Annotated in this window: 18 protein-coding genes and 1 tRNA gene; 7 read left to right on the top strand and 12 right to left on the bottom strand. The window is 64.4% G+C overall.

Annotated elements, in window-relative coordinates; translation table 11 throughout:
- Nucleotides 1-191: 191 nt before the first annotated feature.
- Nucleotides 192-2,480: a GspE/PulE family protein gene (locus tag AC1D02_RS11040; protein WP_477316667.1), complete on the top strand. Its 2,289-nt coding sequence runs from the start codon at nt 192-194 to the stop codon at nt 2,478-2,480.
- Nucleotides 2,378-2,611: an ATPase, T2SS/T4P/T4SS family gene (locus AC1D02_RS11035; protein WP_477317159.1), complete on the top strand. Its 234-nt coding sequence runs from the start codon at nt 2,378-2,380 to the stop codon at nt 2,609-2,611. Before AC1D02_RS11040 ends, AC1D02_RS11035 begins: the two co-directional genes overlap by 103 nt.
- Here the strand turns inward: AC1D02_RS11035 and AC1D02_RS11030 are convergent.
- The 6 genes from AC1D02_RS11030 to AC1D02_RS11005 all read right to left on the bottom strand — a co-directional run bounded on the left by AC1D02_RS11030 (nt 2,608) and on the right by AC1D02_RS11005 (nt 5,947).
- Nucleotides 2,608-2,979 carry a VOC family protein gene (locus AC1D02_RS11030; RefSeq protein ID WP_477316665.1) on the bottom strand — a complete coding sequence of 124 codons (372 nt, stop codon included), beginning with the start codon at nt 2,977-2,979 and terminating at the stop codon, nt 2,608-2,610. The genes AC1D02_RS11035 and AC1D02_RS11030 overlap by 4 nt on opposite strands.
- A gap of 130 nt (nt 2,980-3,109) precedes the next feature.
- On the bottom strand, nt 3,110-3,556 hold the full coding sequence (locus tag AC1D02_RS11025; RefSeq protein WP_477317157.1) for a phosphate-starvation-inducible PsiE family protein: 447 nt from the start codon (nt 3,554-3,556) through the stop codon (nt 3,110-3,112).
- Nucleotides 3,557-3,791: 235 nt separating this feature from the next.
- Nucleotides 3,792-3,866 (bottom strand) — tRNA-Val (locus AC1D02_RS11020).
- 47 nt (nt 3,867-3,913) lie between these two features.
- Nucleotides 3,914-4,618 (bottom strand): DNA polymerase III subunit epsilon, encoded by a 705-nt coding sequence (gene dnaQ / locus AC1D02_RS11015; protein ID WP_477316663.1) that lies wholly within the window; start codon nt 4,616-4,618, stop codon nt 3,914-3,916.
- Nucleotides 4,619-4,725: 107 nt separating this feature from the next.
- Entirely contained in the window at nt 4,726-5,163 is a 438-nt protein-coding gene (gene rnhA / locus AC1D02_RS11010) for a ribonuclease HI (protein WP_477316661.1), read from the bottom strand.
- A 10-nt stretch (nt 5,164-5,173) separates the two neighbouring features.
- The gene (locus AC1D02_RS11005) at nt 5,174-5,947 is read right to left on the bottom strand and encodes a class I SAM-dependent methyltransferase (RefSeq protein ID WP_477316659.1); all 774 of its coding nucleotides are present in this window, start codon (nt 5,945-5,947) and stop codon (nt 5,174-5,176) included.
- A gap of 25 nt (nt 5,948-5,972) precedes the next feature.
- On the opposite strand from AC1D02_RS11005, the gene gloB reads away from it, so the two are divergent.
- Together gloB and AC1D02_RS10995 are read left to right on the top strand one after the other, a co-directional pair.
- On the top strand, nt 5,973-6,764 hold the full coding sequence (gene gloB, locus AC1D02_RS11000; RefSeq protein WP_477316657.1) for a hydroxyacylglutathione hydrolase: 792 nt from the start codon (nt 5,973-5,975) through the stop codon (nt 6,762-6,764).
- Nucleotides 6,764-7,414 carry a DsbA family protein gene (locus AC1D02_RS10995; protein WP_477316655.1) on the top strand — a complete coding sequence of 217 codons (651 nt, stop codon included), beginning with the start codon at nt 6,764-6,766 and terminating at the stop codon, nt 7,412-7,414. Before gloB ends, AC1D02_RS10995 begins: the two co-directional genes overlap by 1 nt.
- A 55-nt stretch (nt 7,415-7,469) precedes the next feature.
- On the opposite strand, the gene aceB is transcribed toward AC1D02_RS10995, so the two are convergent.
- Nucleotides 7,470-9,059 carry a malate synthase A gene (gene aceB / locus AC1D02_RS10990; protein ID WP_477316653.1) on the bottom strand — a complete coding sequence of 530 codons (1,590 nt, stop codon included), beginning with the start codon at nt 9,057-9,059 and terminating at the stop codon, nt 7,470-7,472.
- A 174-nt stretch (nt 9,060-9,233) separates the two neighbouring features.
- Between aceB and AC1D02_RS10985 the strand changes: the two genes are divergently transcribed.
- Nucleotides 9,234-10,139: a LysR family transcriptional regulator gene (locus AC1D02_RS10985; protein ID WP_477316651.1), complete on the top strand. Its 906-nt coding sequence runs from the start codon at nt 9,234-9,236 to the stop codon at nt 10,137-10,139.
- Between the two features lie 107 nt (nt 10,140-10,246).
- Here AC1D02_RS10985 and AC1D02_RS10980 read toward each other — a convergent pair whose 3' ends face one another.
- From AC1D02_RS10980 to AC1D02_RS10965, 4 genes are all read right to left on the bottom strand, one after another.
- Nucleotides 10,247-10,450, bottom strand: a complete 204-nt coding sequence (locus AC1D02_RS10980) for a cold-shock protein (RefSeq protein ID WP_020703630.1) — start codon at nt 10,448-10,450, stop codon at nt 10,247-10,249.
- A gap of 293 nt (nt 10,451-10,743) precedes the next feature.
- A complete protein-coding gene (locus AC1D02_RS10975) occupies nt 10,744-11,097 on the bottom strand; it encodes an Hpt domain-containing protein (protein WP_477316648.1) in 354 nt (117 codons plus the stop codon).
- Nucleotides 11,098-11,111: 14 nt separating this feature from the next.
- Entirely contained in the window at nt 11,112-11,762 is a 651-nt protein-coding gene (upp, locus tag AC1D02_RS10970) for a uracil phosphoribosyltransferase (RefSeq protein WP_477316646.1), read from the bottom strand.
- A gap of 149 nt (nt 11,763-11,911) precedes the next feature.
- Nucleotides 11,912-13,537 carry an isovaleryl-CoA dehydrogenase gene (locus AC1D02_RS10965; RefSeq protein WP_477316644.1) on the bottom strand — a complete coding sequence of 542 codons (1,626 nt, stop codon included), beginning with the start codon at nt 13,535-13,537 and terminating at the stop codon, nt 11,912-11,914.
- A gap of 248 nt (nt 13,538-13,785) precedes the next feature.
- On the opposite strand from AC1D02_RS10965, the gene AC1D02_RS10960 reads away from it, so the two are divergent.
- Together AC1D02_RS10960 and AC1D02_RS10955 are read left to right on the top strand one after the other, a co-directional pair.
- Nucleotides 13,786-15,501 carry a putative bifunctional diguanylate cyclase/phosphodiesterase gene (locus AC1D02_RS10960; RefSeq protein WP_477316642.1) on the top strand — a complete coding sequence of 572 codons (1,716 nt, stop codon included), beginning with the start codon at nt 13,786-13,788 and terminating at the stop codon, nt 15,499-15,501.
- Entirely contained in the window at nt 15,498-16,982 is a 1,485-nt protein-coding gene (locus AC1D02_RS10955) for an HDOD domain-containing protein (RefSeq protein WP_477316640.1), read from the top strand. The genes AC1D02_RS10960 and AC1D02_RS10955 overlap by 4 nt, the downstream gene beginning before the upstream one ends.
- On the opposite strand, the gene aroC is transcribed toward AC1D02_RS10955, so the two are convergent.
- A complete protein-coding gene (gene aroC / locus AC1D02_RS10950) occupies nt 16,979-18,082 on the bottom strand; it encodes a chorismate synthase (RefSeq protein ID WP_477316638.1) in 1,104 nt (367 codons plus the stop codon). The genes AC1D02_RS10955 and aroC overlap by 4 nt on opposite strands.
- Nucleotides 18,083-18,086 lie beyond the last annotated feature (4 nt).

The raw sequence follows: 18,086 nt of genomic DNA, 5'->3' as shown, positions 1-18,086 counted from the left end.
GCCGCCGCCCGGGCGTCAAAGGGCTCCGCATGTCTTGATCTTTTTGTATCGCGCACCTCCGCCGCGCATCACAAGTCTTCAGCAGGGCGCACCGCGCGCCGTTTTCAGCGCATGATAAGTGTGTCGTTGCTGTCCAGCGGGGACACATTTCAGCCGGACCCGCTCCCGGCCCCTCGAACCTGGCGAACCATATGAAAAACGATAAACAACAGCCGCCACCGGCGCACCCAGCAGCGGCAGAGCAATTCGCCTGGCCGCTGCCGCCGCACTTCAAGCCCACGGCCAAGGTCAGGATAAAGCCTGCCGACACCGAGGCCTGCATGCTCATCATGAAGGAAGGGCCGCGGCGCGTCGGCGCCCTGACCCGCTTCTCGCCCCAGGAATCCACCCTGATGTTCGCGGTGGACGGCGGCGCGCCTGGTCCGGTCGCCTTCGACGAGATACAAAGCATGTGCCTGACCGACATCGTGGAACTGATGCCGGTCGATTCGCCGGATACAACCGGCTTGGACCCCGGCCATCCCGCCTTCGCAAAGCAGAAATGCATCGTCAATTTCACCAATGGCGAGCGGTTCGTTTCCGAGACGGTGGGATGTGTGCTCAAGGATTTCGGCCTTTTCCTTTTCATCATCAGCTATGGCCGCAACGTGCTGCGCTGGTTCATTCCTTCGAGCGCGATCGTGGATTACCAGCTGGGTGAACAACTGGGAAAAATGCTGGTCGACCGAAATATCTTGTCGCCGCAGGAGCTCGAAGCGGGACTGGACCGCCAGGAGCAACTGCGCAGCCCGAAGATCGGCGATTACCTGCAGCAGCAGTTGATCGTCACGCAAAAGCAGATCGAGGCCGCGCTGAAACGCCAGCAGGCGCTGCCGCTGCTACGCCTCGGCGACGCGCTGCTGCAGGACAACTCGGTGACGCAGGCACAGCTCGACCACGCCCTGAAGGCGCAAGCGCGCGACCGCAAGAAGCAGCTCGGGGAAATCCTCATCGAGATGGGCGCGGTCGACAAGGAAACGATCAAGCGCGTCCTGGCGCAAAAGATCGGCATCCCGTTTGTCGACCTGTCGACCTTCCAGTTCGACCCTGCGCTGATCAGGGCCGTGCCGGCCGGGCTGGTGCGCAAGCACGCCATGATCCCGCTCTATCGGACCGAGCTGAGGATGGCGGTGGCGATGGTCAATCCGCTCGCCACGGACGCGATCAAGGAGATGGGATTCGTCACCAAGCTGACGATCGACCCGGTCATGGCCTCGGAAGACGACATGTCCGCGGCGATCGCCCGGTTTTTCGGCCCGAAAGGCAAAGGCAGGCACATTACCGAGCTGGTGTCGGCGCTGCATGTCGACGAACAGGAACCCGTCGAAGCGGTGCAGGAAGTCACGGAGTCGGACAGCGCGCTGGTTCGCCTGGTCAACAAGATCATTACGGATGCATTCGAGCGCGGCGTGTCGGACATCCACATCGAATCGATGAAGGGAAACGAGCCGACCATCATTCGTTTTCGCAGCGACGGCATCCTTGGGGACTATTCCGAAGTGCCGGCAAATTTCCGCGATGCCCTGATCTCCCGGCTGAAGATCATGAGCCGGCTGGACATTTCCGAAAAACGCCACGCGCAGGATGGAAAGATCACCTTTCAAATGCCGGGCGGGGCGAAAATCGAACTGCGCATCGTCACGATTCCCACCAACGAGGGCCTCGAGGACATCGTGCTGCGCAATCTGGCTGCGCCGCGCGTCATGTCGGTGGACAGCCTGGGGCTGGCGCCGCAGGTGTTGCAGGGGCTGCAGCAACTCGTCACCAAGCCGCACGGCCTGCTGCTGGTGTGCGGCCCCACCGGGTCGGGAAAGACCACGACGCTGCACGCGCTGCTAGGCTACGTGAACAGTCGCGAGCGCAAGATCTGGACGGTCGAGAACCCGATCGAGATCACGCAAAAGGGACTGCGCCAGATCCAGGTGAATGCAAAAATCGACTGGACCTTCGCCAACGTCCTGCGCAGCATCCTGCGCGCCGATCCGGATGTCATCATGGTGGGCGAGACGCGGGATCCGGAAACGGCGAAAACGCTGATCGAAGCGTCGCTGACCGGACACCTGGTCGCCTCGACCATGCACACCAACAGCGCGGTGGAAAGCGTGGTGCGGATGCTGGACCTGGGGCTGGACCCGTTTAATTTCGCCGACGCGCTGCTCGGGGTGCTGGGACAACGGCTGGTGCGCAAGATGTGTCCCGCCTGCCGCAAGCCGCGACTCGCATCCGCCGATGACCTGGCCATGCTCGCGCACGAATATTGTTTTGAAACCGAACTGAGCCAGTCCGACATCCTGCAGCAATGGCATCACCGATATGCCAGGGAGGATGGGCAAGTGATCTGTATTCCGCGCTGGGGTGCAAACAGTGCGATCGCAAGGGGTACAAAGGGCGGCTCGGCCTTCACGAACTGCTGCTCAACACGCCCCTCATCAAAAAGATGATCCATTCCAGGGCCACGGTAAATGACATCACCGCTACGGCCATCTCCCAGGGCATGCGCACCATGCGCCAGGATGGTATCGACAAGATCCTGCAAGGGCTGACCGACTGGGAGCAGATCAAAACGGTTTAAGGTTCGCGGTGGCACACCGCCTCGATGTTGTGTCCGTCCGGGCCGATGACGAAAGCGGCGTAGTAGTTCGCGTGGTACTGCGGACGCACTCCCGGCGCGCCATTGTCCTGGCCGCCCGCGGCCAGCGCCGCGTGATAGAAAGCGTCGACTTGCGCGCGGCTATCGGCAGTGAACGCCAGGTGCAGATGCGCCGGTTTTTCGTTCGCCTGGAACAGGCACAATGATGCCTTGCCCCCGGGACTTAGCTCGACACCGTACGCCGGCGGCCCCTCGGAGACCGCGGCGACTCCGAGCGGCTCGAGGGCCTTGAGAAAGAATGCTTTGCTGGCGGCGTAGTCGCTGACGCCGAATTTAACGTGGTCGAACATGGGCTCCCCGAAGTGCAGTCTCCACCGGTCCATCATCGCCGGCATGCAAGCGAATCGCGCTGTTCCGCCGGGCGAAGCACTCGCGCAGACGGACGACCGTGCGACATGGGTTGTAGGGGATCAAGCGGCTTTATTCGCCGTCGGCAGCCTCGGCTTGCTGCGCGCGCCTGACTGCAGATTCGTCACGTTCGCGCATCAGCCAATAGACAAGGCCCAGCGCCAGCAAGGCGAAGGCCAGTGCTGCGATCTTGGCTGGACTGGTTTCCACATCCAGGATGACAAATTTGCGCGACAGTGCGATCAGCGCGATCAGGATGACTGTCTTCACCTGGATGATGCTGTTGCGCCTTAGCGCGACCTTGATGATCGAATGTTTGAATTCGAGGGCGATCAGCAAGGTCATGATCATCCCGAACACAAGCTGAAACGTTTCGTGCTGCAAGGGATTGAGCGACTCGGTGATCAGCAGGACCACCACAAGTCGGATCAGCTGGATCAGCGCCGCCAGGATGATCACGGCGATCACCGCGCCGAGCACCAGCGCGACAACCTGCTCGAATCGCTCGTACAGCGTCATCACCGCCCACTGTCGGCGGCCTTGCTTGCGCAGCGCCACCTGGACTTGTTCCGGATCGTCCTGTTGAATCCTGTCACCGATGGTTTTCTCGTCCATGACTCGTCCTTGTGACACAACTCCGTTGCTTTTGCTACCACTGCCCGGCTGATGACCTTAGCACATGGCCCAGCGCGACGGCGCACGCAAAAAAGGCCTGCAACTGGTCGTTGCAAGCCTTTGATATTGAAGCGAATCCTGGTGGGAAGTGCAAGTTTCGAACTTGCGACCCCTGCAGTGTGAATGCAGTGCTCTACCCCTGAGCTAACCTCCCGAAGCGGGGCGTATTATGGCATATCCCCGCGAAAACGTCACGAAAAGTTATGCGTCCGCGTAATTTCTCCAGATGCACGCGCCCTTGACCGCCTTGTCCAGGCCGCCCAGCACGCCCAGGTGTTCGGCCATCTCCTCGTCGCTGGCCGCCAGCACGAAGATCTCGGCCAGCGGAACCGCTTCGAGCAGGCCGCTCGCCGACGCGGACTCTTCTTCGGTATCCATCCACATCGAATTCTGGCCGCGCGTCATCGACAGGTAGACATCGGCCAGCAGCTCGGCGTCGAGCAGGGCGCCGTGCAGCTTGCGGTGCGCATTCGACACGCCGTAGCGGTCGCACAGCGCATCCAGCGAGTTGCGTTTGCCGGGATGCATTTCCTTGGCGTTGACCAGGGTGTCGATCACGCCCGAGCAATGCTCGGTGAAGGTCGGCAGCCCGAGCAGCTTGAATTCGTGGTTCAGGAAACCCAGGTCGAACGGCGCGTTGTGGATGATGACTTCGGCGCCCTGGATGTATTCGCGCAGCTCATGCGCGATCTCGGCGAACTTCGGCTTGTCGCGCAAGAACTCGGTGGTCAGGCCGTGCACCGCCAGCGCACCCTCTTCCGAGTCACGTTCCGGATTGATGTAGCGGTGGAAGTTATTCCCGGTCAGCATGCGGTTGACCAGCTCGACGCAGCCGACTTCGATGACGCGGTCGCCGGTGCGCGGGTTAAGGCCGGTGGTTTCGGTGTCGAGGACGATTTGACGCATTGGGGACTCAGTGAATTGGCTTGACGAATGGCAACGTATTTTATCAGACGGCTCCGCCAGGTTGGGGACCAGGCGTCCCCGCCGCGCAGCCGGTCCTGCCCCATTTTTTATTTGCGAACGGTTTCCACGCCGCGGTTCGCCAGCACGTCGGCCCGCTCGTTGCCCGGATGCCCGTTATGCCCGCGCACCCAGCGCCAGTCGACGGTATGCGTCGCCTGGATCGCGTCGAGCGCCTTCCACAGGTCCTCGTTCTTGACCGGCTCCTTGGCCGCGGTCTTCCAGCCGCGCTTCTTCCAACCGTGAATCCACTCCGAGATGCCCTTCTGAACGTACTGGCTGTCGGTGTGCAGCACCACTTCGCACGGCCGCGTCAGGGTGGTCAGCGCCTCGATCACGGCGCGCAGCTCCATGCGGTTGTTGGTGGTGTTCAGTTCGCCGCCGAAGATTTCCTTCTCGTGGCCATCGGCCACCAGCAAGGCGCCCCAGCCGCCGGTGCCCGGATTGCCCTTGCACGCGCCATCGGTAAAAATCTCTACTTTGCTCATCGATGCTGATTTACTTTCTGTTGGTTGCCGGCACCGCCTGCGGGGCGTTCGCCGATTTTTTATTCCATGCGGGACCGATGATGGTCATTCCCTTGACGCGCTTGATGGCATGCACCATGTACACCGCGCCCAGGTACGGCCACCAGCGTTGCCCGGTGCGCTCCATGAACGCGAAACGGTTGAGCCACTGCGCGCTGCGGCAAGGCGGCGCGTAACAGCCGAAATGGCTGCGGCTGACGCCGAGATTCAACAATTTTAACCAGTCTTTCATGCGCGGCATAGAGATGAATTCGCCGGCGACCGGCAAATACGGGCTGCGCGCGATGCGTCCCATGCTCTGGCGCGCGCCCCACAAGCTGGCCGGATTGAAGCCGCAGATGATCAGCTGCCCTTCCGGGATCAGCACGCGCTCGACTTCACGCAGCACCTGGTGCGGCTCGGCGGCAAATTCGAGCACGTGCGGCATCACCACCAGGTCCAGGCTTTGCGAGGCGAACGGCAGCTCGGCGAAGTCGAGCGCCACCGCGATCTGCTTGCCCGCCGCGGCGAGCGACAGCTGTTCGGCGCTCGACGTGCGCGTGGCTGCCTGCCATTTGTTTGGCATGCGGTTGGCCGCCAGCGCGTCGATCTGCGGCAGGCCGATCTGCAGCGCGTTGAAGCCGAAGATGTCGACCGTGAGTTCGTCCAGGCAGGCCTGCTCCCAAGCGCGCACGTAGGCGCCGGCCGGCGATTGCAGCCAGCCGTCGAGCGCTATAATGGATTTTTCAGATGCCGCGCTATCCATGCATGCCTTTTCTTCGAACTCCACTATGAATCAACCCGCCCTGAGCGTACTTGCCGTACCCGCCTTCAAAGACAATTACCTGTGGCTGGTGCACGACGGCGTGAATGCCGCCGCCGTCGACCCTGGCGACAGCGCACCCATCCTTGCCGCGCTGGCCGCCCACAAGCTCACCCTCACTGCCATTCTACTCACCCATCACCATGCTGACCACATCGGCGGGGTCCCGGGATTGCTCGCCCACGCCAAGGTGCCGGTGTTCGGCCCGCGCAACGATAACATTTCCGCGGTGACCGTGCCGCTGGGCGAAGGCGACCGGGTGGAGGTGCCCGGCATCGGGCTGACCTTGCGCGTGCTCGACGTGCCGGGCCACACCAAGGGGCACATCGCCTATGTGCGCGAAACGCCGGGCGCGCATTGGCTGTTTTGTGGCGACACCCTGTTTGCGGGCGGCTGCGGCCGCATCTTCGAGGGCACGCCGGCGCAGATGGCCGATTCGCTCGGCAAACTGGCCGCCCTGCCCGACGATACCGCCGTCTACTGCGCGCACGAATACACGCTGGCCAACCTGCGCTTCGCCAGTGCGGTGGAGCCGGGGAATCCGCGATTGCAAGCACGCGTGGAGGCGGACGGCGCCAAGCGCGATGCGGGCTTGGCCACCGTGCCATCGACCATCGGGACCGAGAAAGCCACCAATCCGTTCTTGCGCTACCGCGAGCCGGAGATCGTCGCCAGCCTGGTCGCGGCCCACAAGATCGACTCCGGCGCCGCGCCGCTAGCGGCGTTTGCCGCGCTGCGCGAGTGGAAGAACAGCTTCTGATGGCGGCCACCGTCACCTTTTATTTTGATCCGGTCAGCCCGTATGCGTGGCTGTCGGCCGCGGCGTTCGAGCGGATCGAAGCTGCCGGCGCGGAGATCGCTGTCCAGCCGGTGCTGTTCGCTGGACTGCTGAACGCGCACGGACAGAAAGGCCCGGCGGAAGTGCCGGCCAAGCGCGCGTACATCTTTCGGGACGTGATGCGCGAAGCGGCGCGGCTCGGCCTTCAGTTCAAGGGGCCGCCGGGACACCCGTTCAATCCGCTGCAGGCGCTGCGCATGTGTTTGGCGTTGACGGCGCAGGATCAGCGGCGCCGGTTCGCGCTGGCTGTGATGAAGGCTTGCTGGGAAGATGGTGAGGATGTGTCGCAGTCCGCGGTGCTGGTACGCGTAGCCGATGAATGCGAACTGGACAGCGCGGCCTTGCAGCTTGCGGCACAGCAGCCGGAATTAAAAGCGCAGCTTGCCGCGGATACCGAGGAAGCCATTGCCTGCGGGGTGTTTGGGGTGCCGACGTTTCGGGTCGATGATGAACTGTTTTGGGGTGGCGACCGGATCGATGCGCTGATTCGACATTTGCACGGCGAGCGGATCGACGAGAAGGCGCTTGCGGACTTTCTTGCGAATCCGCCTCTCGCGGAACGCAAACGCTAGCGTGCAACGCCGGGGTCAGGTCCGGCGGACCTGACCCCATTTTTCAAGCTAACGATTAGATTTCTTCGTACAGCGGCAAGGTCAGGAACTCCTCAAACTCCTCCGACGTCGCCATCTTTTCGAAGATTTGCGCGGCACGCTCGTAGCTCGGGTTCTCGCCGTTCGGCGCATCGACCTTCACCTTTGCCAGCTCTTCAGGGATCATCGCGCGCACCATCTCGGCGGTGACCTTGCGGCCGTCTTCCAGCACGCCTTTGCTCGAACGAATCCACTGCCAGACCTGCGAACGGCTGATCTCGGCGGTCGCCGCATCTTCCATCAGGTTGTGGATCGGCACGCAGCCATTGCCCGTCAGCCAGCTGCCCAGGTAGTGGATGCCGACGTTGATGTTGTAGCGCAGGCCCGCCTCGGTGATCGGCGCTTCCGGCTTGAAGTCGAGCAGCTGCGCGGCCGTGACGTTGACGTCCGGACGCTGCTTGTCGACCTGGTTCAGGCGCTCGCCCAGCACCTTGGTAAATTCGGTCATCGCCAGCTCGACCAGGCCCGGGTGCGCGACCCAGCCGCCGTCGTAGCCGTCGTCGGCATCGCGCTTCTTGTCCACGCGCACGCCGGCCATCGCGATCTCGTTCTTTTCCGGATCGTTCTTGATTGGAATCAGCGCCGCCATGCCGCCCATCGCCTGCGCGCCGCGGTGATGGCAGGTCTTCAGCAACAGCAAGGCATAGGCGCGCATGAACGGCGCCGTCATCGTCACTTTCGGGCGGTCGGCCAGGCAGAAATCCTTGTCCAGCTTGAACTTCTTGATGCACGAGAAGATGTAGTCCCAGCGGCCCGCGTTCAGGCCGGCGCTGTGCTCGCGCAATTCGTACAGGATCTCGTCCATTTCGAAGGCGGCCATGATGGTCTCGATCAGCACGGTCGCCTTGATCGTGCCCTGCGGGATGCCCAGCTCGTTCTGCGTCATCACGAAGATGTCGTTCCACAGGCGCGCTTCCAGGTGCGATTCGATTTTCGGCAGGTAGAAGTACGGGCCGAGGCCGCGCGCCAGTTGCTCTTTGGCGTTGTGGAACATGAACAGCGCGAAGTCGAAGATGCCGCCGGAGATGCGCTTGCCGTCGACCAGCACATGCTTCTCGTCCAGGTGCCAGCCGCGCGGGCGCACGATCAGCGTGGCGATCTTGTCGTTGAGCTTGTACGACTTGCCCTTCTGCTCCAGCGTGATGGTGCCGCGGATGGCTTCCATCAGGTTGATCTGGCCGTCGACCTGGTTGTGCCAGTTCGGCGTCTGCGAATCTTCGAAGTCGGTCATGTAGGCGTCGGCGCCCGAGTTCAGCGCGTTGATCACCATCTTGCGGTCGGTCGGGCCGGTGATCTCGACGCGGCGGCATTCCAGCGCCTGCGGAATCGGCGCGATCTTCCAGTCGCCGGCGCGCACGTGCGCGGTCTCGGCGAGGAAATCGGGGCGCTCGCCCGCGTCGAGGCGCTTGGCCTGCTCGGCCCGCTTGGCCAGCAGTTCCTGGCGGCGCGGCTCGAAGGCGCGCGTCAGCTTGGCGACCAGCGCGAGCGCTTCCGGGGTCAGGATCTTTTCGAAACCGGGCTCGATGGCGCCGGTGATTTCCATGCCGGCTGGGGTTGCGATGCTCATGCGTGACTCCTGTTAGTGATTTTGGGGTACTGCTGCGGCGTTGCACAACGACGCTTTAGTATAGGACAGTTGGCGATTAATATCATTTCAAGTATATTCACTCAACCATACATAAACGAAACTAAAAATACATTCATTTGTGTGTTTTTGTATCAGATCGTCGAGACTTTACCTATGGGCCAGTTCCGCCAGATATCCACCTTTGTCGAAGTCGTCGCGCGCGGCAGCCTGTCCGCCGCGGCGCGCGCCGAAGGCATCGCGCCGGCCATGATCGGGCGCCGGCTCGACGCGCTCGAAGCCCGGCTGGGCGTCAAGCTGCTGCAGCGCACCACGCGCAAGCTGGCGCTGACCAATGAGGGCGCCGCCTTCCTGGAGGATTGTCAGCGCATTTTGGGCGAACTCGCGGACGCGGAGTCGGCGGTGGCCGAGCGCAGCGCGCGCGCCAGCGGCCACCTGATCGTGTCGGCGCCGGCCGGCTTCGGGCGCCAGCACGTGGCGCCGCTGCTGCCCTCCTTCCTCGCCGAACATCGCGACGTGACGATCAACCTCAACCTGAACGACCGCGTGGTCGACGTCGTGGGCGAAGGCGTCGACGTGGCGATCCGCATCGGCAGCCTGTCGGACTCGAGCCTGGTGGGCGTCAAGCTGGCCGACAACCAGCGCGTGCTGGTCGGCTCGCCCGCGTATTTCAAGCGGCACGGCACGCCGCTGGCTTTGGCCGATCTGGCGAAGCACAACTGCCTGGCGATCAGCAGCGAAGGCAGCCAGCGCGGCTGGACCTTTCTCGACAACGGCAAGCCGGTCACATTGAAGGTGGCGGGCAACATGGTGTGCAACGACGGCGAGGTGCTGCACGACTGGGCGCTGGCCGGCAAGGGACTGGCGTGGCGCTCGATGTGGGAGGTGGGCCCGGAGATTCGCGCTGGGCGGCTACGCACCGTGCTCGACCAGCATGCGGCGCCGGGAAGCGACATCCACGCCGTGTTTGCGCAACGGCGCCATCTGCCGCTGCGGATCCGCGCGTTCGTCGACTTCCTGCGCCATACCTACAACCAGCCGGAGTACTGGCGCCGCGGTTGATGTCGGGGGCTGGTCCTGCGGACCCCGACACCCCAACTTCAAAAGCTTGAGACGAAAAAAAATCCCCGGAAACCGAGGATTTTTTGTTTCGTTGACTCAGCTATCTATTAGATAGGCTGAATGTTCGATGCTTGCTTGCCCTTAGGACCAGCGGTTACTTCGAACGATACGCGCTGGTTCTCTTGCAGCGATTTGAAGCCTGCCGACTGGATAGCCGAGAAGTGAGCGAACAGATCTTCGCCGCCTTCGTCAGGGGTGATAAAGCCGAAGCCCTTCGAATCATTGAACCATTTTACGATGCCAGTTGCCATTACAATTTCCTATTTCAGTTAGTTGGGCTTGCGCCCGTTTAGATCGTTTGAAGAAGCAAGAAAGGAATGACAGACAGACTGCACTACTACCTCGAATCCAACGATCCCTCATTATACCGAATTAAACCTAAAAAACACGCCCCTCGCAAAATATAAATGCGCTGCACCCTAAAAATTCCAAACAACAACTTTTAAGGGACTGCGTTGTCGACGCGGCAGGGTTGAATATAGGGCATCGAGGGGGACCGGGCTTGCGCTAGATCAAACGTCGCGGCCCCGTGCCCTTGCGCGCCTTATGCCGGATAGTCGTCCGATTTCGGGTCGATCGCCGCCCACGCGGTGTATTCGTCGAGGCTGGCCAGCCAGTGCGCCCAGTCGGACGCGGGCACCGTCTCGAACGCCATCAGCACCCGCAGCCGCTGCTCGATGGCGCGGGCCTGCTGCCCCATCGTGCGAAACCCGAAGGTCGCCGCCGAGCCGGCGATCGTGTGCAGGATCTGGTGCAGTTCCTCCACCTGGGCCGGGTCCGGCGCCTGCGGATCGAAGCGCACGCGCAGTTCGCCAAGACGCGCCAGCGTGGCGGGCACGCCGGCGGCGAACTTGTCGTTCAGCGCGCGCAGGCGGGTAAAAAACTCCTGGTCTATCAAAGCGGCGACCCCGCTTACTTGGTGCCGAAGATGCGGTCGCCGGCGTCGCCCAGGCCCGGCACGATGTAGTCGTGGTCGTTCAGGTGCGAATCGAGCGAGGCGACGAACAGCTTGACCCCCGGGTGCGAGTTCTGGAACACCTGCACGCCTTCGGGCGCGGCGACCAGCGCCAGGAAGATGATCTGGTCGTCCGAGACGCCGCGTTTTTTCAGCACGTCGACCGCATGCACGGCCGAATTGCCGGTCGCGACCATCGGGTCGCACAGGATGAAGATGCGGTCGGCGGTGTCGGGCAGGCGCACCAGGTATTCGACCGGCTTGTGGGTGGCGGGGTCGCGGAACACGCCGATGTGGCCGACGCGGGCCGATGGCACCAGTTCCAGCAGGCCGTCGCTCATGCCGATGCCGGCGCGCAGGATCGGCACGATCGCCAGCTTCTTGCCGGCGATGACGGGCGCGTCGATGGTCACCAGCGGCGTCTTGATCGAGCGCGTGGTCATCGGGAGGTCGCGCGTGATCTCGTAGCCCATCAGCAGCGTGATTTCCTTGAGCAGTTCGCGGAAAGTGCGCGTCGACGTGTCGTGCTCGCGCATGTGCGACAGCTTGTGCTGGATCAGCGGGTGGTCGAGGATGAACAGGTTGGGAAAGCGTGGGTCTTGTTTCATGGAGGGCATTCTGTCGTTATTGTGGCTAGTGCCGGCATTATCCCAGCCATTGGGGGCGTTTGTCCCTGTTTTGAAGAAAGAAATATCATTCTTTTGAGGCCGGGACTGGAGACCGGGGTCAGGTCCGGCGGACCTGGCCCCATTTTCAGCTACCCAGGAAGAGCGCGCTCAAGAATTGCGAAGCAGTCCACCCCGGCCACCAGCCGTCCGTACGCACCGCCCACATCCTGCTCCAGCCTGGAACGCACGAACGCATCGGCCACATACGGCGGCGCATGGCGAATGAGCAGGGCAGCCTGCACCGCGACGACGATCCGCTCGGCCAGCCGGCGCGCACCGTATTCGTCGGCCTGCGCGCCAGCGAGGTCTGCCAGCAAGCGCTCGGCGTGCATCTTCAACGGCTCACCGGCGAGCGCCAGTTCCGCCGCCAGCGCCTCGCGCGCCGCCGGCGTCTTGCCGAACGCGCGCAGCAGGTCCAGGCACATCACGTTGCCCGAGCCTTCCCAGATCGAGTTCACCGGCGCCTCGCGGTAGAAACGCGCCAGCGGCCCATCTTCCACGTAGCCGTTGCCGCCCATGACCTCCATCGCCTCGAAGCAGAAGCCAGGACCACGCTTGCAGATCCAGTATTTGCCGGCCGGCGTGAGGATCCGCGCCAGCAGCGCCTCGCCCGCATCGCCGGGATTGTCGAAGCAGCGCGCCAGCCGCAGCGCGAACGCCGTCGCCGCTTCCGATTCCAGCGCCAGGTCGGCCAGCACGTTCTGCATCAGCGGCTGCTCCGCCAGCTTGCGGCCGAACGCGGAGCGTCCGCGCGCGTGGTGCAGCGCGTGGGTCAGCGCCGCGCGCATGATGCCGGCGCTGCCGATCACGCAATCGAGGCGCGTGTGGCTGCCCATCTCCAGGATGGTCGGGATGCCGCGCCCGATCGGCCCCACCAGCCAGCCAGCCGCGCCGGCGAACTCGACCTCGGATGAAGCGTTGGAGCGGTTGCCCAGCTTGTCCTTCAGGCGCTGCACGCGGATCGCGTTGCGGCTGCCGTCGGGAAGGAAGCGCGGCACGAAGAAGCAGGACAAGCCTTGGTCTTCGGCCTGCGCCAGGATCAGGTGCGCGTCCGACTGCGGCGCCGAGAAGAACCACTTGTGGCCGACGATGCGCCAGGCGTCGCCCTCGCCGCGCGTGGCGCGCGTCGTGTTGGCGCGCACGTCGGTGCCGCCCTGCTTCTCGGTCATGCCCATGCCGATCAGCGCGCCGCGCTTCTGGCCGATCGGCAGCGGGCGCGGATCGTATTCGCGCGACAGGATCCTGGGCAGCCATTCGGCGGCGATGGCGCCGGCCTGGCGCAACGCCGGCACCGACGCATACGTCATCGTCACCGGGCACTGGGCGCCGTTCTCCACCTGGCCGAACAGCAGGAACTGCGCCGCGCGCGCCACTTGCGCGCCGGGCTGGCCGCTGTCCCACGGCGAAGCGTGCACGCCGGCGCCGATCATCAGCGCCATCAGCTTGTGCCACGACGGGTGGAATTCGACTTCGTCGATGCGGCGCCCGCTGCGGTCGAAGCTGGCCAGCCGCGGCGGATTGGCGTTGGCCTGGCGCCCGAGGTCGAGGATCTCCGGGCGCCCCAGCTGCTCGCCGAGCGCGCGCAGCGCCGGCTCGGCCCAGCCGGCGCCCTCGCGCGCGACCGCCTCGCCCAGGGCCGGGTCGCAGGCGAACAGGTTCACGCCTTCGAACGGTGGCGCCTGGTTGAATACCTCGTGCGTGTCGAACTCGTTCATCCCTGTCCTCCGGTGGAAACCTGATCGATTCTATATTAGTGCAGGCGCCCGGCGCCCCACAATGGTTCTGCGCTGAATCAAAAAATCGTGCTTTCTGGTACTTTTTTAGAATATTTGATGCGTTTTGGCATCTTTCAATGATACATTTCATACTATTTTTCTACACATGCGTCGCTGAAATGAAAACGCCGCACCCAGCCCGACATCCCGTTTTGCCAGCCACTCGACAGAAGGCCTGAATTTTTACGATGCGCGCCAGCTCACTCTCCGTGCCCAAGCAGGAATTCGATCATGAGCTGGATCATCTCATGGAGGCGGCCGGCGATTGCGCGTTCCGGCTCGATTGCGCGGGCCGCATCCTGTCCGCCAGCCGGCGCACCGCGCGCCTGCTCGGCGCCCCCGTGGAAGCGCGCGGCGCCCTGCTCGCCGCCCTCGCCGCCGAGACCGAGCATGCCGCGCTGCGCGAGGCCATCGCGAATGCCGCCGGCACCGCTCCCGTGCTGGTGCGGGCGCGCCTGAAAACGCCCGACCGGGACATCTGGTTCGAGCTGCGCATTTCGCGCATGGGCGAGGGCCTGTTTGCCGTCGGCCGCGACATGACCGAGCAGCTGGCCACCGAGGACGGCCTGCGCCACATGGCGACCCACGACGCGCTGACCGAGCTGCCCAACCGCCTTCTGCTGACGGACCGGATCCGCATGGTGATCGCGCACGCGCGCCGTTCCGGCCAGGCCTTTTCGGTCGCCACGGTGGGCCTGGACGGCTTCAAGAAAGTCAACGACGGCCTGGGACACCCGATCGGCGACGCGATGCTGCGCATGGCCGCGGCGCGCCTGCGCAAGACGCTGCGCGACAGCGATACGCTGGCGCGCGTGGGCGGCGACGAATTCGTCGCGGTCCTGCCGGGCACCTTCACCGAAGCGCAGATCAAGCTCGTCACCGGGCGCCTGCTGGCAACGCTGCAATCGCCGTTCGAAGTCGAAGGCCACACCATCTACATCGGCGCCTCGATCGGCGTGGCGGTGTATCCGCAGCACGCCGAAGACGAAGTGCGGCTGGTTGCGCTGGCCGACGCGGCGCTCTCGCGCGCCAAGGAAACCGGCAAGGCGCGGTGCGTGGTGTGGAGTCCCGGCCAGGCCGGCCCGCCGCAGCACGACATCTCGCTCGAGGCGGCGATGTTCCAGGCCGTACGCGAAGGCGAATTCCAGCTGTACTACCAGCCGATCGTCGACACCTCCTCGCGCCAGATCCAGGGTTTCGAAACGCTGATGCGCTGGAAGCACCCGACGCTGGGCATGGTGCCGCCGGCGCGCTTCATCCCGATCGCCGAAACCAATGGCCTGATCAACCTGCTCGGCGCGTGGGCCCTGAGGGCGGCCTGCGTCCAGCTGAAAAGCTTCGAGAAAGCCGCCAGGCGCGAGCTGTACATCTCGGTCAACATCAGCCCGCGCCAGTTCCGCAACGATAAATTCCTCGACGTGCTGGACGAGGCCCTCGCCTTCTCCGGCCTGCGCGGCGAGCAGCTGGTGCTGGAGATCACGGAAGGTACGCTGATGATCGATCCGGCCCACGCCGAGACCATCCTCACCCGCATGGCCGAACGGCGCGCGCGCATCGCGATCGACGATTTCGGCACCGGCTATTCGTCGCTGGCCTACCTGAAGCGCTTCCCGATTTCGGTGCTGAAGATCGACCGCGCCTTCGTCAAGGACCTGCCGGCGTCGGAAAAGGACGGCGCCATCTGCAACGCCGTGCTCGACCTGGCGCGCCACCTGCAGCTGTCGGTGGTGGCCGAAGGCGTCGAGACCGAGCAGCAGCTCGACTTCCTGGAGCAAGGCGGCTGCCAGTACATCCAGGGCTACCTGACCGGCAAGCCGATGACCGCGCACGTCGCCCTCGCGGCGCTCAAGGAAGACCTGTACGCGGCGTTCCTGCCGGGCGACAAACGGGCGGAGGCCACATGAGCAAACCGTTATCGCAATCGCCGGCCGCCGTCGCAACGCTCGCCCTGCTGTGGGAGCGCGTGCGCCAGCGCGGCGACATGCCCGGCTTCGCGCGCGCGATCGGCGCCATCCTGGGCGCCATGCGCGGCGAGGACGACCATCAGTTCGACATGGCGCAGACCGTGCTGACCGACCCGGTGCTCACGCAAAAAGTGCTGCGCCTGGCGAACAGCGGCATGTATGCGGCCTTCGGCCAGCGCGTCAACACCGTCACCAAGGCGATCATGGTGCTCGGCACCGACGCCATCGGCCACCTGGCGCTCGGCCTGAAACTGGTCGAGGAATTGTCGACCGTCTCGTCGGACCCGTCGATCGCGCACGTGGAAATGGAAAAGGCCGTGCTGTCCGGGATGGTCGCGCAGCAGGTGGCGCTGGCCGCGTCGACACCCAATCCGGAAGAAGCCGTGGTCTGTTCGATGCTGCATGCGCTCGGTCGCATGATGATCACTTTTTACATGCCGGAAGCGTGGGCGCGCCTGCAGGAACACAGCGGGGCCGGCAACGAAGACGCCGCCGCGCCGGACGTGCTGGGGCTGACGATGGAACAGATCGGCCATGCCGCCGCCGAGAACTGGGGCTTGCCGCGCAACCTGATCGCCGGCATGCGCCGCGTCGAAGCGGGCGAGCGCGCGGACGGCTTCAGCCACGCCGACTGGCTGTCTGCCCTGGCGACCATGGCCTCGCAATGCGCCGACTCGCTGTGGAACGACGACGAGGCGGGCAATGCGCGCGTGGCCGAACTGGCCAGCGAGTTCTCCGACATGCTCGGGGTCGAGCCGGGAAAGATCCTGCTGGCGGTCGAAAAAGCCAAGGTCGCCGCGGCCGCCGACCTGACGATCGCGCCGCTGTCGAAGCCAGCCGAGCGCCGCGCGCGGGCGCTGGCCAGCAACCGCAAGCGCGCCGAAGGCCACAAGATCCTCAGCAGCGGCGTGTCCGACATGCGCGACTTCGTCGCCAGCGCCAGTCCCGGCCAGATGATGTCGATGGCGCTCGAAACGGCGTACCAGGGCCTGACGTTTTCGCGCGCGGTGGCGTTCATGCGCAACCGCCGCGATCACAATTATTCAGCCAAGATGGGATTTGGCGACGGCGTGCGCGAGCTGCTGGCGTCGATGCGCTTCCCTGACGCTTACGAGGCCAACGTGTTTCACGCCGCGCTGAATAACGACCGGGTGATCTTCATCGAAAACGCGCGCGATCCGAAATTCGCCGCCAAGCTGCCGCAATGGTGGAAGTCCTCGCTGTCGGATGCGCGCAGCTTCGTCATCCTGCCGATCTGCAGCGACGGCAAGCCGGTCGGATTCATCTACGGCGACTGGGACGAGAGCTTCCCGGCGATCGCGCTGAACCAGGCCGAATTCGTGCTGCTCAACGAAGTGCGCGCGCTGGTGGCGCGCAGCGTCGACCGGCGCCGCCAGGTCGAGCTGGTCGCCGGCAGCTAGCGACTGCGGGCGATGTCCGGCGTGTCGACGCGCACGTCCCCGCACTGCGCCCGATGCATCAGCGCGTGATCCATCAGCACCAGCGCCAGCATCGCCTCGGCGATCGGCGTGGCCCGAATCCCGACGCACGGATCGTGGCGCCCGAAGGTCTCCACCGTCACCGGATTGCCTTCCTTGTCGATCGAGCGGCGCGGCGTGCGGATCGACGACGTGGGCTTGATCGCGATCGACACCGTGATGTCCTGCCCGGTCGAGATCCCGCCGAGCATGCCGCCGGAGTTGTTGCCGACGAAGCCTTCCGGCGTCAGCTCGTCGCCGTGCTCCGAGCCCTTCTGCGCCACCGAGCGGAAGCCGGCCCCGATCTCGATGCCCTTGACCGCGTTAATGCCCATCATCGCGTAGGCGATGTCGGCATCGAGCTTGTCGTAAATCGGCTGGCCCAGCCCGACCGGCACGTTGCGCGCGACCACCTCGATGCGCGCGCCGATCGAATCGCCGGCGCGGCGCAGTTCGTCCATCGCCTGCTCCATCCGTTCGATCAGCGCGGCGTCGCCGCTGGCCGCGAAAAACGGATTGTCGCGCACGTGCTCCCAGCCCTGGAACGGCACCGCGATGTCGCCCAGCTGGCTCATGCAGCCCATGAATTCCGTGCCGTATTTCAGTTTCAGCCACTTCTTGGCGATCGCCGCGGCGCCGACCACGGGCGCTGTCAGGCGCGCCGACGAGCGCCCGCCGCCGCGCGGATCGCGCACGCCGTACTTGTGCCAGTAGGTGTAATCGGCGTGGCCCGGGCGGAAGCTCTCGGCGATGTTGCCGTAGTCCTTGCTGCGCTGGTCCTGGTTCGGAATCAGCAGCGCGATCGGCGTGCCGGTGGTCAGGCCTTCGTACACGCCCGACAGGATCTGCACCGTGTCCGGTTCCTGGCGCTGGGTCACGTGGCGCGAGGTGCCGGGCTTGCGCCGGTCCATGTCGGGCTGGATGTCGGCCTCCGACAGCGCCATGCCCGGAGGGCAGCCGTCGATGACGCAGCCGATCGCCGGTCCGTGCGATTCGCCGAAAGTCGTGACTGTAAACAGCTTGCCAAATGAGTTGCCGGACATGGGA

The organism is Massilia sp. P1_C10, from assembly GCF_056406475.1.
Note: the sequence above shows the minus strand (reverse complement) of the source record. Positions and strands in the feature narration are given on the sequence as shown.